The organism is Comamonas sp. 4034, from assembly GCF_050434545.1.
Lineage (GTDB): Bacteria > Pseudomonadota > Gammaproteobacteria > Burkholderiales > Burkholderiaceae_C > Comamonas > Comamonas odontotermitis.
Window position 1 is genome coordinate 1 of sequence record NZ_JBNDIT010000021.1, and the last position, 14135, is coordinate 14135.

12 protein-coding genes, 1 tRNA gene and 1 pseudogene are annotated in these 14135 nt (G+C 59.7%); 4 read left to right on the plus strand and 10 right to left on the minus strand.

Going from position 1 to position 14135, the window contains the following annotated elements; genetic code table 11:
- Window positions 1-62 precede the first annotated feature (62 nt).
- The 3 genes from ABIE32_RS18435 to ABIE32_RS18445 all read right to left on the minus strand — a co-directional run bounded on the left by ABIE32_RS18435 (window position 63) and on the right by ABIE32_RS18445 (window position 2915).
- Window positions 63-620: a hypothetical protein gene (locus ABIE32_RS18435; protein WP_429018225.1), complete on the minus strand. Its 558-nt coding sequence runs from the start codon at window positions 618-620 to the stop codon at window positions 63-65.
- A gap of 436 nt (window positions 621-1056) precedes the next feature.
- Window positions 1057-1815, minus strand: a complete 759-nt coding sequence (locus ABIE32_RS18440) for a substrate-binding domain-containing protein (RefSeq protein ID WP_429018325.1) — start codon at window positions 1813-1815, stop codon at window positions 1057-1059.
- Window positions 1816-1940: 125 nt separating this feature from the next.
- Window positions 1941-2915 carry a Bug family tripartite tricarboxylate transporter substrate binding protein gene (locus ABIE32_RS18445; RefSeq protein ID WP_429018226.1) on the minus strand — a complete coding sequence of 325 codons (975 nt, stop codon included), beginning with the start codon at window positions 2913-2915 and terminating at the stop codon, window positions 1941-1943.
- Between the two features lie 104 nt (window positions 2916-3019).
- Here ABIE32_RS18445 and ABIE32_RS18450 point away from each other — a divergent pair, with 104 nt between their 5' ends.
- Entirely contained in the window at window positions 3020-3928 is a 909-nt protein-coding gene (locus ABIE32_RS18450) for a LysR family transcriptional regulator (protein ID WP_429018228.1), read from the plus strand.
- Between the two features lie 353 nt (window positions 3929-4281).
- A pseudogene (locus ABIE32_RS18455) lies at window positions 4282-4503 on the plus strand (hypothetical protein); the annotation flags it as partial.
- 98 nt (window positions 4504-4601) lie between these two features.
- On the opposite strand, the gene ABIE32_RS18460 reads toward ABIE32_RS18455, so the two are convergent.
- The 7 genes from ABIE32_RS18460 to ABIE32_RS18490 all read right to left on the minus strand — a co-directional run bounded on the left by ABIE32_RS18460 (window position 4602) and on the right by ABIE32_RS18490 (window position 12268).
- Window positions 4602-4677, minus strand: a tRNA-Thr gene (locus ABIE32_RS18460).
- A gap of 53 nt (window positions 4678-4730) precedes the next feature.
- Window positions 4731-5738, minus strand: a complete 1008-nt coding sequence (locus ABIE32_RS18465) for a class 1 fructose-bisphosphatase (protein ID WP_224152207.1) — start codon at window positions 5736-5738, stop codon at window positions 4731-4733.
- 158 nt (window positions 5739-5896) lie between these two features.
- Complete coding sequence (gene pepN, locus ABIE32_RS18470) at window positions 5897-8623, minus strand: aminopeptidase N (RefSeq protein ID WP_429018229.1); 2727 nt, start codon at window positions 8621-8623, stop codon at window positions 5897-5899.
- Entirely contained in the window at window positions 8613-9284 is a 672-nt protein-coding gene (locus ABIE32_RS18475; RefSeq protein ID WP_429018230.1) for an HAD family hydrolase, read from the minus strand. Before ABIE32_RS18475 ends, pepN begins: the two co-directional genes overlap by 11 nt.
- Before the next feature lie 106 nt (window positions 9285-9390).
- Window positions 9391-10495, minus strand: a protein-coding gene (prfB, locus tag ABIE32_RS18480) for a peptide chain release factor 2 (protein WP_224152210.1) whose coding sequence is annotated in 2 segments (ribosomal slippage) — window positions 9391-10413 and window positions 10415-10495 — 1104 coding nt in all. Because the reading frame shifts where the segments join, the coding sequence is not laid out codon by codon here.
- Window positions 10496-10659: 164 nt separating this feature from the next.
- Complete coding sequence (locus ABIE32_RS18485; protein ID WP_429018232.1) at window positions 10660-11337, minus strand: NUDIX hydrolase; 678 nt, start codon at window positions 11335-11337, stop codon at window positions 10660-10662.
- Between the two features lie 13 nt (window positions 11338-11350).
- Window positions 11351-12268 (minus strand): alpha/beta fold hydrolase, encoded by a 918-nt coding sequence (locus ABIE32_RS18490; protein WP_429018234.1) that lies wholly within the window; start codon window positions 12266-12268, stop codon window positions 11351-11353.
- Between the two features lie 183 nt (window positions 12269-12451).
- Between ABIE32_RS18490 and ABIE32_RS18495 the strand changes: the two genes are divergently transcribed.
- Window positions 12452-13513 carry an aldo/keto reductase gene (locus tag ABIE32_RS18495; protein ID WP_429018235.1) on the plus strand — a complete coding sequence of 354 codons (1062 nt, stop codon included), beginning with the start codon at window positions 12452-12454 and terminating at the stop codon, window positions 13511-13513.
- Window positions 13514-13589: 76 nt separating this feature from the next.
- A complete protein-coding gene (gene ybaK / locus ABIE32_RS18500) occupies window positions 13590-14090 on the plus strand; it encodes a Cys-tRNA(Pro) deacylase (protein WP_429018237.1) in 501 nt (166 codons plus the stop codon).
- The last annotated feature ends 45 nt before the right edge of the window (window positions 14091-14135 follow it).

The window sequence follows — 14135 nt, forward strand, 5'->3', positions numbered from 1 at the left end:
ACCGAGCTGGGCACGCCCCAAACGGTGGCCGTGGCATAACTACGTCTGGGGTTTGGGGAGACTCAGTCCCAAACCGATTTATGCAACAAGGCCGTGCATTTGAGGTTAGGATGGCGGCATATGGCCAGAAGCTGTCGGTCGCAAATGTCGGCTTTTCGCACGCCATCGGTAGGGCAGAATCGCTCCATGTTAGGAAAATTCTTCAAACGCGAGTCATCGCCGATCAAAAATAGACCTGCATAAATAACTTTAAGGGAGCATTGCTCATGGCTCGTCGCCTTACTACAAGTGAACAAATTGACCACTACGTTGCGTCTGTCATCGCTGACGCCAATCACCACGCGCTTCAAGTCAAAAGCGTGATTCAGCCGCTTGCGGACGCCGTGCGAGCGAGGCTTGGTACTGGGGATACGATCGAGGTGTACGAGCGCAATGGTGTTGTTGCTCGGACGTGTTGGGTAAGGATCGCAGGCAAGCGCTACTGCTTCTCCTACGACTACACCAATCACTCCATTAATCTTCGAGACCGCAGCCTGCAGGGAAATCTGCGTTTCGCTTTCGACAACGTCACCACGACGGCGCAAATCCGCGCGCAAGTTGCTGCGCTTTAAGGTTTCCATTCCTGCGTTCCTTTGGTATTGAAGACCGCATTGACTGCCAGCATGAAGCGTAGCGGCGAATATAGCGGGAAGGCCGAATGACGGTTTCGGGGTGTTACGTTTTGCTGGACGGCCTTCCGCTTCGGGTCGGTAGCGCCTATTCATGCACTGCGATAGCGGACATCTAGCAGTCGCTTGGAATGCCCTGACGGCCCGCGTCGGCTGCTAACCTGAAATCCGTCACTGGGCCGACTCGAACCTCGGTGCTCGGATGACTGCAATGAGGTTATGACCGAATGCATACGAAGAGGCCGTGGGCGGCAGCAACCGCTGCAAAGCCGAACTAGCCACCAAAGGCTCGCTCCCAGCTGACCTGAGCCGGTTCGCAGACCAATGTTTGAGCAACAGCAATCGCTAAGACCATTCGTTGAACGTGAATCAACCCGGTTTTATATAGTCAACGAGCGACTGCTGGCTCCATGCCAGTACTACGAACGATTGGGGCTGCTGCAGGAGCTGCGAGAAAGCGTATAAGGTGGGTAGCAGCATCGGGGTTTCTCGCCCCTGTCGCAACGCCGGCAGAGAAAAATACACGCTGCTGAACTTCATCGGGCAGAGGCCCTACAAACTCAAGCTCCTTAAAAGGAAGAAGTTCGCTTACCTGCTGAAATCCAATGTCGGCGTCTCCACGCAAGACAACCGCACCCACGCGCTCGCTCAAGATTCTGGTGGCCTTGCCCTTAATCTGCTCGGCAACTCCAAGGCGAGGAAATAACTCATTGGAGAGATAGGTGCCGCTGGCGCTTGCAGAGTAAGCGATGCTTTTGGCGTCCAACAGGGTTTGTTTCAGGGCTTCAACCGTACTGATATCTGGCTTGGGTGTCCCCTTGCGCACGCTCATTCCGATCATGGAACGGGCGAGATCCACGCGAGAGCCTTTCTGGACCTTTCCCTGCGTGATCAACTGCTCCAAGCCAGAGTCCGCCAGGATGACCACATCGAATTGCTCTCCACGCGCAAACCTGCTAGGAATTGAGTCAGGCGCATTGCCAAGAGAGGCGCCACGCGAGGTGATGACCTTGTAGCCGGTGGCTTGCTCGTACAGCGGCACAAGCTGGTCATACGCCGCAGAAAATCCGCCAGAGGTAATCACGCGAATCTCGGTCGGATGGGTGGCTGATGGGGTGGCACACCCCGCCATGAGCCCCAAACTCATCACTCCGCCCAGTACCGCTCCTAGCATGCGACGGCGTAACGTAGAAACGGAATGATTGCGACGATTGAATATAGGCAAGATTTGTCTCCTTGTGTTTATAACCAGTGACCATCAGGTCTGGCTCATCATTCGATGGTGATTTTGCGTTCCCGGATAATGCGCCCCCACTTGGCATATTCCTCGGCGATGAATTTCCCAAGCTCCTCGCGCTTGCCGGGTGCTGCTGTCTGGCCATGTTTGAGCAGGTTGTCACGAACTTCGGGGGTGTTGAGCACCTTGACCAGCTCGATGTTCCAACGATCCAGCAGAGGTTGAGGCGTTTTTGCTGAAGCCAAAAACGCGTACCAATTTGTGGCGTTGAAGCCGGGGTAGCTTTCCGCCACCGTTGGAACATTGGGCAGGTAAGCGGGACGCGTCAGGCCAGTCGTGGCAAGCGGTATCAGCTTGCCTGACTCAATATGCGGCAGAGCTGTCGGCGGAGCCGCATAGAACGAGACCACGCGCTCACCAAGCACGTCTTGCAAGGCAGGCGCTCCTCCCTTGTAGGGCACATGCACGGTATTTATATGTGCCACATCATTGAGTAGTTCGCCTGCCAGGTGGGAAGCTGACCCAGGACCCGTTGAAGCAAAGTCCAGCTTTCCGGGCTCCCGTTTGGCTCTGGCAACATAGTCGCCCAATGTCTTGATTCCGCTGCCAGCTGGAACTACGAGAACATTGGGGAAGACCACTCCCATGGTGATCGGGGCCAGATCCTTGAGAGGGTCGTACCGCAACTTCATCAAATGGGGAGAGATGGTAAGAGGCCCAATGGAGCCAAACAGCAACATCGAACCGTCTGTAGGACCATTCGCAACCTGGGCATGCGCAAGATTTCCTCCGGCTCCAGGTTTGTTATCTACCACCACATTCTGGCCTGTGTTTTCGCTCAGCTTCTTCGCAATGATGCGTGCGGCGATGTCGGCAGAGCCTCCAGCTGCGAAGCCCACAACCATGACGACAGGTTTCTTGGGCGGAAAGTCTTGCGCTTGGCTGACTGACGTAGCGAAGCAAAGGCCAGCGGCGAGGACGCCTGCGACCAGCAAGTTGGGCTGTTTCATGTTGTCTCCAATGTCTGCAGGGAGGAACCCCGGCTTTTTCAATAGACGCGATCCTAGGTACTGAGTGTTATTCTGTAAATTGCAATTTACAGAGGAACTATTGCATGGGGCGCATCAAATTCGATATGGGAGAGTTAGAGGCTTTTGTAATGACGGCTGAGAAAGCAAGCTTTCGCTTGGCTGCAGATGCGCTTTTTCTGTCCCCACCAGCCCTCAGCAGACGGGTGGAGCGCCTTGAGTCGGCACTGGGTGCAAGGCTGCTGGAGCGCACAACACGACATGTGGAGCTCACCCCCGTGGGGCAGGAGTTTTTGCAAGAGGCACGTAGAGCCCTGGCAAGCCTTGAGGAGGCCATTCAGCGGGTAGATGATCAGCAAAAGCTTCGCCGGGGGCGTGTGATAGTTGCGTGTATACCTTCTGTGGCCACAAATTTGCTTGCGCCGGTCTTGAAGGCATTTGCACAGGATCAACCGGAAGTCCAGGTACATGTCATGGACGAAGGTGCGAAGCAGGTTCTAGAAGCTATAAGGCAAGGGGAGGCAGATTTTGGCTTGAGCTTCACTGGCAGTCAGGAGCCGTCGCTCCAGTTTGATGCATTGACCAGCGAACGCTATGTACTGGCCATGCCACGAACCCATCCTTGGGCGAACCGGGAGCAAGTAGATTGGTCAGAATTAGCTGGCCAACGTTTGGTATCGGTCTCACATCAAAGCGAAAATCGCGTGCTCCTTGATCAGGTCATTGCCCAGCTTTCTCACCGGCCTGTTGCTTGGTATGAGTGCAACCACCTCGCAGGCGCATTGGCTTTGGTGGAGGCAGGTTTGGGAATTGCCGCGATACCTCAGCTAGCACTGAGACCAGATCATGCGCAGCTTTGTGGTGTACCGCTAACCGCGCCTCAAGTGTGGCGCACGATTGGCTTGTTGCGGCGGCGTGACCGTACGCTCAGTCCCTCTGCTCAGACGCTGCATATGTGCCTTTTGCAAGCATGCAGTAACGGATCGTGTATTTAATGGGCTCGCTAAAGAACTGCATCTACTCGGTAGCCGCCTCACGAAACCCCACCCTCCCGCACCCCGTAAGCCCCATAGATGGCTTCGATAGTGGCAATTTGCCCGGCGAGGCGCGCTGAGGCACAGGGTTCACTTGTTGGGGCGCTTAAAGGCTAGGGCAGGTTTGTGCAGATGCTATTGGCGTGAGCGTTCGCCAACTCCTTTTGTACCTACGCGTGTGCGCGCGCGAGGCCCTTGATCTTGATGTCGGCGGCGGCCTCTATAGGCTGGTTCGCCTCTGGCACAGACCGATGCGATGATGCGACTCGCTCGAGAAAACTTTCTTCTCCTGTCTGGAGGATATTTGCGACGCCTACCACCGTCGGTCCTTGGTGGAGACGAAAATGAACTGCTTGAAGCACCTAGGCGAGAAGGTGATGGCTAGGCACGGTCGGGTCGCCGCTCTTGCCGCAGGCATTCTCCTCCAGGGGCGGGAAGGTCGGCTCGGATGGCAGATCGTATTTCTGGTGATGCATGGCCTCACGCATGGGCGGGTGGAAGGTCAGTGCTTGTGCAACACTCGAAGGAAGGTCTGAGCTGCAAAACCATGTACCGATGGCTACACAGTGGCTACACGGGGCAGAAAAATAAAAACCTCGCTATCGTTTAAATAGCGAGGTTTTCTTTTCTGTTGTGGTGCCGGAGAGATGAATCGAACACCCGACCTTCTCATTACGAATGAGCTGCTCTACCGACTGAGCTACACCGGCGTTAGAGATAAATTATAGCGTGAATTTTTGGCTCTCGGACCAAATTGCGGAATTTATGCTTCCAGGTGGTAGCGGGTGACGCGATCCACCTCGTTCTTGGAACCCAGGACCACACTGACGCGTTCGTGCAGCTTGGTGGGTTGCAGATCGAGGATGCGTTCGCGGCCATTGGTGGCGGCGCCGCCTGCTTGCTCCACCAGCCAGGCCATGGGGTTGGCTTCGTACATCAGGCGCAGTTTGCCGGGCTTGTTGGGTTCACGCTTGTCCCAGGGGTACATGAAGATGCCGCCGCGCGTGAGGATGCGGTGCACATCCGCCACCATCGAGGCAATCCAGCGCATGTTGAAGTCCTTGTTGCGAGGGCCTTCAACGCCCGCCAGGCATTCGTCGACATAGCGCTTCACGGGGGTGTCCCAGTGGCGCATGTTGCTCATGTTGATGGCGAATTCCTTGGTGTCTTCAGGAATGCGCACGTTTTCCTGGGTCAGGACGAAGCTGCCCATTTCGCGGTCCAGCGTGAACATGGCCACGCCGTCGCCCACGGTCAGCACGAGCGTGGTTTGCGGGCCATAGACGCAGTAGCCAGCAGCGACCTGCTGGGCGCCGGGCTGCAGAAAGTCCTCTTCGGTCACGCCAGGGTGGCCTTCGGGCTTTTTGAGCACGCTGAAAATGGTGCCGATCGACACGTTGACGTCGATGTTGGACGAGCCGTCCAGCGGATCGAACATGAGCAGGTATTCGCCTTGGGGATAGCGGTTGGGCACCAGATAGATGCTGTCCATTTCTTCCGAGGCCATGGCAGCCAGGTGGCCACCCCATTCATTGGCTTCAATCAGCACTTCGTTGGCAATGATGTCGAGCTTTTTCTGCACTTCGCCCTGCACGTTTTCGCTGCCCGCCGTGCCCAGCACACCGCCCAGCGCGCCCTTGTTGACAGACTGGCTGATGCTCTTGCAGGCGCGGGCCACCACTTCAAGCAGCAGGCGCAACTGCGCGGGGATGAGGCCGTCGACGCGCTGCTGCTCAACGAGGTAGCGCGACAGGGAGATACGTTGGTTCATAACCGTTCCTATCAATACAAATCCGGTTTACGCAAATCGGGATCCGGCGAGATATCTCTCCAGCATGAATGCCGGCATTGCATCCCCATCCTTGTTTGTGTAAGTCCTAAAAATTCAAGACCAGCCGCACATGGGCACGGCTGGGGAGGCCTGGCACATCAGTGGTTCATCGCCTGGGTGATGATCTCGCGCACATCATTGCTGAGCTTGGGCTTGGCGGCGACCTTGGCAATGGCTTCACCAGCTGCAGTGCGGTAAGGCTCGGCCAGTTTCTTCCAGCGGTCAAGTGCGCGCGCCAGGCGGGCAGCCACCTGCGGGTTGAAGGCGTCCAGTGCGATCACCTGCTCGGCCCAGAAGGCATAACCTGCGCCATCTGCGCGGTGGAAGCCGCCAGGGTTGCCGCTGCAGTAGCTGAAAATCACGCTGCGGGCACGGTTGGGGTTCTTGATGTTGAAGTCGGGCAGCTTCATCAAGGCGCGCACAGCGGGCAGGGCGCTGCCGTCCACATCGGGCGCACCCGCTTGCAGGGCAAACCATTTGTCCATCACCAGTTCGTCGTTCTTGAACATGGCATGGAAGGACTGGAGTGCATTGGCGGCCAGCTCGCTGCCGCTGACAACCAGTGCGCTCAGCGCGTTGTAGCGGTCCGTCATATTGCCCGCGTCCTTGAAGCGCTGCAGCGTCTTGCCAGGCCAGACTTTGTCGCCAGAGGCGCGGGCTGCCACGCACAGCATCAGGAGGGCGTGACCGGCGAGGGCGCGCTTGCCGCTGCTTGCGGCGTCGGGTACATAGGCGCCCGTGTTGCTGCATTGCTCATAGACCCATGCCCAGTCGGCAGCGAGGTCGGAGGCCAGTTGCTGGCGCATGGCTTCGCGCACCTGGTGCACGATCTGCGGATCAACGCTGTCCAGTTGTTCGGTGATGTAGGCCTCGGATGGCAAGGTCAGTGCCAGGTCCTTGAAGGCGGCATCGAGCAGCGGGTCGCGCAGCACGGCTCGCATGGCTTCGACGAATGGCGCAGGCAAGATGTTTGCATCCAGCGCGCTGTCGGCGCTTGCAGTACCTACGCGTGCTGCTATGTTTTGCAGAGCAATTCGCAAGCCCAGGCGCTGGCTGGCTTCCCAGCGGTTGAAGGCGTCTTCGTCGTGTGCCAGCAGGTGGCGAAGCTGGTAATCGCTGTAATCCATCTCCAGCACCACAGGAGCACTGAAGTTGCGCAACAGCGATGGTGTGGGCTCCTGGGCCACGCCTTCGAATACGATGGTCTGTGTTGGCTGCGTCAGCACCACGGTGTGGCTGGTGGCGCTGTTGGAGAAAGCCGAAAGGTCCTCTGCCGCACGGATGGTCACAGGCAACTGGCTGCCGTCGGTGCCCACCAGGCCTAGCGTGACCGGGATCACAAAGGGTTCTTTGCTGGGTTGCCCGGCCGTAGCAGGGCAGTGTTGCGACAGGGTGAGCGTGTAGGTCTGGGCCGAGGCATCGTAGGTGCCGCTGGCAACGACACGTGGCGTGCCCGACTGGCTGTACCAGCGCTTGAATTGTGCAAGGTGCTGGGCGAGCGGAGAGCCGGGATTGGCATCTGCCATGGCCTGGGCGAAGTCGTCGCAGGTCACGGCCTGGCCGTCATGGCGCTCGAAATACAGCTTCATGCCCTTGGCAAAGCCTTCGCGGCCCACCAGCTCGGACTGCATGCGCACCACTTCGGCGCCTTTTTCATAGACGGTGACCGTGTAGAAGTTGTTGATTTCTACATAGCTGTCAGGGCGCACGGGGTGGGCCATGGGGCCAGCGTCTTCGGGGAACTGTACGGTGCGCAGCACGCGCACATCGTCAATGCGCTTGACGGCGCGGGCCGATGGCGAGCCCGCCATGTCCATGCTGAATTCCTGATCGCGGAAAACCGTGAGGCCTTCCTTGAGCGAAAGCTGGAACCAGTCGCGGCAGGTGACGCGGTCACCCGTCCAGTTGTGGAAGTACTCGTGGCCCACCACCGATTCGATGTTGGCGTAATCGGCATCGGTGGCCGTGGCCTGGCTCGCCAACACGTACTTGGTGTTGAAGATGTTCAGGCCCTTGTTCTCCATCGCGCCCATGTTGAAGTCGCTGGTGGCAACGATCATGAAGCGTTCCAGGTCCAGGCTGAGGCCAAAGCGGGCTTCGTCCCAGGCGATGGATGCCATCAGCGAGTTCATGGCGTGTTCGGTCTTTTCCAGATCGCCGGGGCGCACGTAGACCTGCAGCAGGTGTTCGTTGCCGGCGCGGCTCTTGATCTTCTGCTCACGCGCCACCAGGTTGCCCGCCACCAGGGCAAACAGGTAGCTGGGCTTTTTGTGCGGGTCCACCCATTTGGCAAAGTGGCGCCCCTCGGGCAATTCGCCTTGCTCTACCAGGTTGCCATTGGACAGCAGCACCGGGAAGAGGGCCTTGCTGGCGCGCAGGGTGACGGTGTACATGGCCATCACATCGGGGCGGTCCAGGAAGTAGGTGATGCGGCGGAACCCTTCTGCTTCGCATTGCGTGAAGAACGAGCCGTTGCTGGTGTACAGGCCCATCAGCTTGGTGTTCTTCTCGGGCACGCAGGTGGTGAAGATTTCCAGATCCACCGGATCGCTGCCTTCAGGCAGGTTTTCCAGCACCAGGTCGGAGCCTTCCATCTTGAACGAGGTGCCCGCACCATTGACCAGCACGCGGGCCAGGTTCAATTCGTCGCCATTGAGGTGCAGGGGCTGCGCGGGCACCTCGGGGTTGCGGCGCACGCGCATCTTGTTCAGGACGCGGGTTTTGGCCGGATCCAGGTCGAAAGTCAGATCGACCGTTTCAATCCACCATGCAGGGGCCTGGTAATCGGCACGGTACACGGTGTGTGCTTGTCCTTCACGCATCATGGAGTCTCTCCAGAAATTGCTTGTTCAGCAGGGTCGAGAAATCGGGCGCCCATGCCAGTACATGGGGGCCACCAAGGTCTTGTTCGTTGTGAGTGGTGCCGATGCCTACAGCGCGCATGCCAGCGCGGCGCGCGGCTTCAATACCGTGGGGCGCATCTTCAAACACCACGCAGGCAGCCGGATCAACGTTCAGTCGCTCGGCTGCCTTGAGGAAAATATCGGGGTGGGGCTTGCCGGGCAGGCCCTCGTCACCACGGGCAATGGCGTGCGCCGGAGGCTGCATCTGCAGGTTGCCCAGCACGAAATTCACATTGTCCTGGTCGCCCGCGGTGCCAATGGCCACCTTCAGTCCCATTTCATGGGCCTGGGCCGCAAAGCGCTCAAAGCCACCCACCGCGCTGAAGTTGGCTGCAAACAGTTCGCGGTAAATGCCTTCCTTTTCAGCCGTGATGCGTTCGGATTCTTCTGCGCTCACGGTGCGGCCCATCAGGGCGCAGGCGCACTCGAAGGCATTCTTGCCGGTGGTCTGCACCATGAAGGCGGGCACGTTCAGATCCATGCCATGGCGGCGCGCGTATTCAACCCAGGCCTGGGCATGCCAGGGCATGGAATCCACCATGGTTCCGTCCATGTCAAAAATCAGCGCTTGGATGGGAGGCATTGCTGGCAAAGGCTTTCCAGTGGCAGTGCATGGCTGGGGGGCGCGGCCATGCAGGATGAATCAAAAATCTAAAGCGGAGCAGCGTGTGACACGCTGCTCCGAGGGGTTACACACCCTGTTTCAGGGATGCCTCGATGAACACATCCAGATCTCCGTCCAGCACTTTCTGGGTGGCCGAGACTTCGACGTTGGTGCGCAGGTCCTTGATACGGCTGTTGTCCAGCACATAGCTGCGGATCTGGTGGCCCCAGCCCACATCGGTCTTGGTGTCTTCGAGCTTCTGCTGCTCTTCCATGCGCTTGCGCATTTCAAAGTCATAGAGCTTGGAGCGCAGGCGCTGCCAGGCAACATCGCGGTTGCTGTGCTGGCTGCGGCCATCCTGGCATTGCACCACGATCCCGGTGGGGATGTGCGTCAGGCGCACGGCTGAATCGGTCTTGTTGATGTGCTGGCCGCCCGCACCGCTGGCGCGGTAGGTGTCGGTACGCACATCGGCCGGATTGATCTGGATTTCGATCGAATCATCGATCTCCGGGTAGACAAACAGCGACGAGAAGCTGGTGTGGCGGCCGCCAGACGAGTCAAACGGGCTCTTGCGCACCAAGCGATGCACGCCGGTTTCGGTGCGCAGCAGGCCATAGGCGTACTCGCCCTCGACCTTGATGGTTGCGCTCTTGATTCCGGCCACGTCGCCAGGCGTCTCTTCTTCGACGGTGGCCTTGAAACCCTTGCGCTCGGCGTACTTCAGGTACTGGCGCAGCAGCATGCTGGCCCAGTCGCAGGCTTCGGTACCACCGGCGCCGGCCTGGATGTCGATGAAGCAGTTGAGCGGATCAGCCTCCTGGCTGAACATGCGGCGGAATTCCAGCTCTTCGATCAGCGGGCGCAGTTTGTCGGCTTCGGCCTCGATGGTTTCCAGCCCGGCGTCGTCGCCTTCTTCCTTGCTCATCTCGAAGAGTTCGGAATTGTCGGCCAATTCACCTGTCAGCTTCTGCAGGGTCAGCACGACGGAATCGAGCGCCTTCTTTTCCTTGCCCAGCTCCTGGGCCTTTTTCGGGTCGTTCCAGACGGCTGGGTCTTCGAGCGAAGCGTTTACCGTGCGCAGGCGTTCGTACTTTGCATCGTAGTCAAAGATACCTCCGAAGCTCTTCTGTCCGGGTGGACAGGTCTTCGAGGGCGTTGCCAATCTGGTTGATGCGTTCTGCTTCCATGTTCTGTGTGTCCTGTTCTTGCAATCAAGCCCATTATTGTCGCATGGCGGCGGTACCGGTCCAGCCATGGTGGCTTTACATACAAGATTGATCAAAATCACCTCTTGCGCTTGACAGACGTGCGCAGGTAGCTATGGTTTTGATACCAAAGCTGCTGGCGGCTACTAACGCCACGCGAACGGAGGCTGGTCAAAATGCGCGACCCGCGTGGTGCGCCTGCACAGGCAGACTTCGCGAAACTGGTACAGAAAAGCCGCCGTGGGTGCTGCAATCCAGCTGTTGCCAATCGGCATGCGCAGAACGGGGTGTGGCGAATGGGCGCTGGCATCGAGCATGGGCGAATCGCGGCGCAGCAATTCGGTCAGCGCAATGCGGTGGATGCTGGCCACCTCGTCCGGATTGGGCTGCAGCTGCGCCACTGTGCCCGCCCAGACCACGACCGGTGTGATGGCAAAGCCGGAGCGGGTGGCATAGTCGTCGAGGCGGCCCAGTATCTGGGTGGGGGCAAGGCGCAAGCCAATCTCTTCCTGCACCTCGCGCAGCGCAGCCTGCTCGGGCGATTCGCCGGCTTCGATCCGCCCGCCCGGCAGCGCCCATTGCCCGGCGTGGTTGCGCAGATGCAGGGCGCGGCGGGTCAGCAGCAGGGCGGCTTCATGGCTCCAGTGCCTGGGCTCGACCAGGTCTGGCGGGGTGACCTGGGTGGGAAGCTGGGCTCCCGCGCCTTCGTCGCTGATGACCAGCGCGACCGCCGCGCGCGCGTGGCCGCCGCCATCCTGGCTTTGCACGGCAAAGTGCTGCAGTGCGGAGTGGATGCGGGTGCGAAGGGCGGCGGATAGTTCCATGGATTGATGAAGATCAATTTCCCAGAAAGTCCTCGATCAGGGTCGCCAGTGCATGTGGCTGGTCGTGGTGCAGCATGTGGCCGGCTTCCGTAAGGCTGGCAACCCGCACATCGGGCACCAACGCGAGGCGTTGCAAAAACTCAGTCTGCGTGAACCTGCCCTGCCAGAAGGCGGCCATGGTGTCGGGCTCGGCTTTGACCATCAGTGTGGGGCAGGTGATGGCCGCGTAGCTGGCCAGCATTTCATCGGCGCGAAACAGCTGTGCGCTGACGACCTTGTGCGCGTCGTCGCCCGCAATGCGCCACTGGCCATCTGCCCCCTCGGTGGCCCAATGGTGGGCCAGCCACAGCGCCTTGTCGGCGGACAGGTGGGGATTGTTCTTCTGCAGGCGAGCGGAGACTTCGGCAGCGTCGGCGTAGGGCCGGGTTCCAATCTTGCCGTGGCGCAGGTCGCGGATTTCGTCCAGCCAGCGGGCGGTACGCTGCGGAGCCTGTGCGGGCTGCGAGGCAGGCAGGCCAAAGCCTTCCAGGTTGATGAGCCGACGCACCCGGGCTGGGCGCGCGGCGGCATACAGCATCGCCACATTGCCGCCCATGCTGTGGCCCAGCAGGTCGACCGGCATATGCGGGCTGATCTCGTCGATGAGTGCATCCAGATCACCCAGGTAGTCCACAAAAGGAAAGTGGTCGGGTGCGCTGGAGTTGCGGCTTTGGCCAAAGCCGCGCCAGTCGGGCGCGATGATCGTGCGGCTCTCCGTAAATGCATCGCTGAACTGGTCAACCACAAACTGGAAGGATGCGCCCACATCCATCCAACCGTGGCACAGCACCAGCGGAGGCCGGGTTTGGCTGCCACCCCATTGCAGCAGATGGTAGGGGTGGTTGCGGATGACCAATTGGCGACTGGCGGCATGGCGCTGGGGTTGGTACATGACAGGCGGGTGAGAGGGCGGGTGATCCGGCATTGTCTCGCGCGGCCGGCGCAGGTGGGTGCACCTGGGCGACTGGCCCGTTGGGACAAAAGGGCTGCATATCGTTTTATAGTGCATGCATTGCGCCGCAGCCGCGTTGCGGCGTGTTTTTAGACTTTTAGATTTTGCAAATCATCGACAACCATGCAAGACATCCAACTCGGCCGCAGTGATTTGAAGGTATCGCCCATCTGCCTGGGCACCATGACGTTTGGCGAGCAGGTGAACGAAGCCGACGCCCATGCCATGCTCAGCCGCGCGCTGGAGCGCGGCGTGTATTTCTGGGACACGGCCGAGATGTACTCGGTGCCAGCCCGTGCCGAGACCTTTGGCGCCACCGAAACCATCATCGGCAACTGGTTCAGGGCCAATCCTGGCAAGCGTGATCAGGTGGTGCTGGCCAGCAAGGTGGCAGGTCCCTCGCGCGGCATGCCCTGGGTGCGCGAAGGCAAGGGCATGACAGCCGCCGACATCGTGGCGTCGTGCGACGCCAGCCTGCGCCGTCTGCAGACGGATGTGATCGATCTCTACCAGATTCACTGGCCGGAGCGCCATGTGCCGGCCTTTGGCAATCTGTACTACGACCCGAAGAAGGAAACCAGCGAAACCACGATCCGCGAGCAGTTGGAAGCGCTGGCAGGCCTGGCGAAGGCGGGCAAGATTCGCCATGTCGGCCTGTCGAACGAGACGCCCTATGGGGTGCACGAGTTTGTGCGCCTTGCCGAGCAGCATGGCCTGCCGCGCGTGGCCAGCGTCCAGAATGCCTACTGCCTCATCAACCGCAGCTGGGAAAACGGCCTGGATGAAACCTGCGACCGCCTGGGCGTTTCGCTGCTGGCCTATTCCCCGCTGGCCTTCGGCCTGCTCACCGGCAAGTATGACGAAAGCGGCATCACCGGCCCGAATGCGCCCAAGGAGGCACGCATTGCAGGCTACGAATCGGTGCGCAAGCAGCGCTGGGGCAGGCCGGAATCCTTGGTGGGTGCCAAGCGCTACAACCAGCTGGCGCGTGACCATGGCATGACGCCCGCCGCCCTGGCATTGGCCTTTTGCTACACGAAATGGCAGGTGGCCAGCACCATCATCGGCGTGCGCACCATGGCGCAACTGGAAGAAGACTTGAACGTATGGGGCACGCATCTCTCCGAAGACCTGCTCCGCGAAATCGACGCAATCCGCTGGGAGCTGCGCGATCCGGCGCAGTAATGCGGCGCTTGAGGAAAACAGCTTCGAGAGAGCGGCTGCACACTGCCAGCCGCTCCTTGCCCCTGGGTCAACAGCAATGGCAAAAAAAGACAAGAACGCGCATGTGAGCGAAACCCCCGCCACCCAGATGCTCAAGGCGCACAAGGTGGCGTTCACCGAGCATCCCTATGAATACGTGGAGCATGGAGGCACCAGCGAATCCGCACGCCAGCTGGGGCTGGATGAACATGCAGTGGTCAAGACCCTGGTGATGCAGGACCAGGACGCCAAGCCGCTCATCGTGCTGATGCACGGTGACTGCAAGGTCTCCACCAAGAACCTGGCGCGCCAGATCGGTGCCAAGAGCGTGGAGCCATGCAAACCGGAGGTGGCCAACCGGCACAGTGGCTATCTGGTGGGCGGTACCTCGCCCTTCGGAACGCGCAAGGACATGCCGGTCTATATCGAAGAAAGCATTCTGGCGCTGCCGCGCATTGCCATCAATGGCGGGCGGCGTGGTTTTTTGGTGCAGATCGACCCGCAGGCCTGCGTTCAGGTGCTGGGAGCCAGGCCCGTGCAGTGCGCGCTGGCAGAATAGCGACTTGATTCTGTCATATACATACATCCGGGTGCGCAAACCATG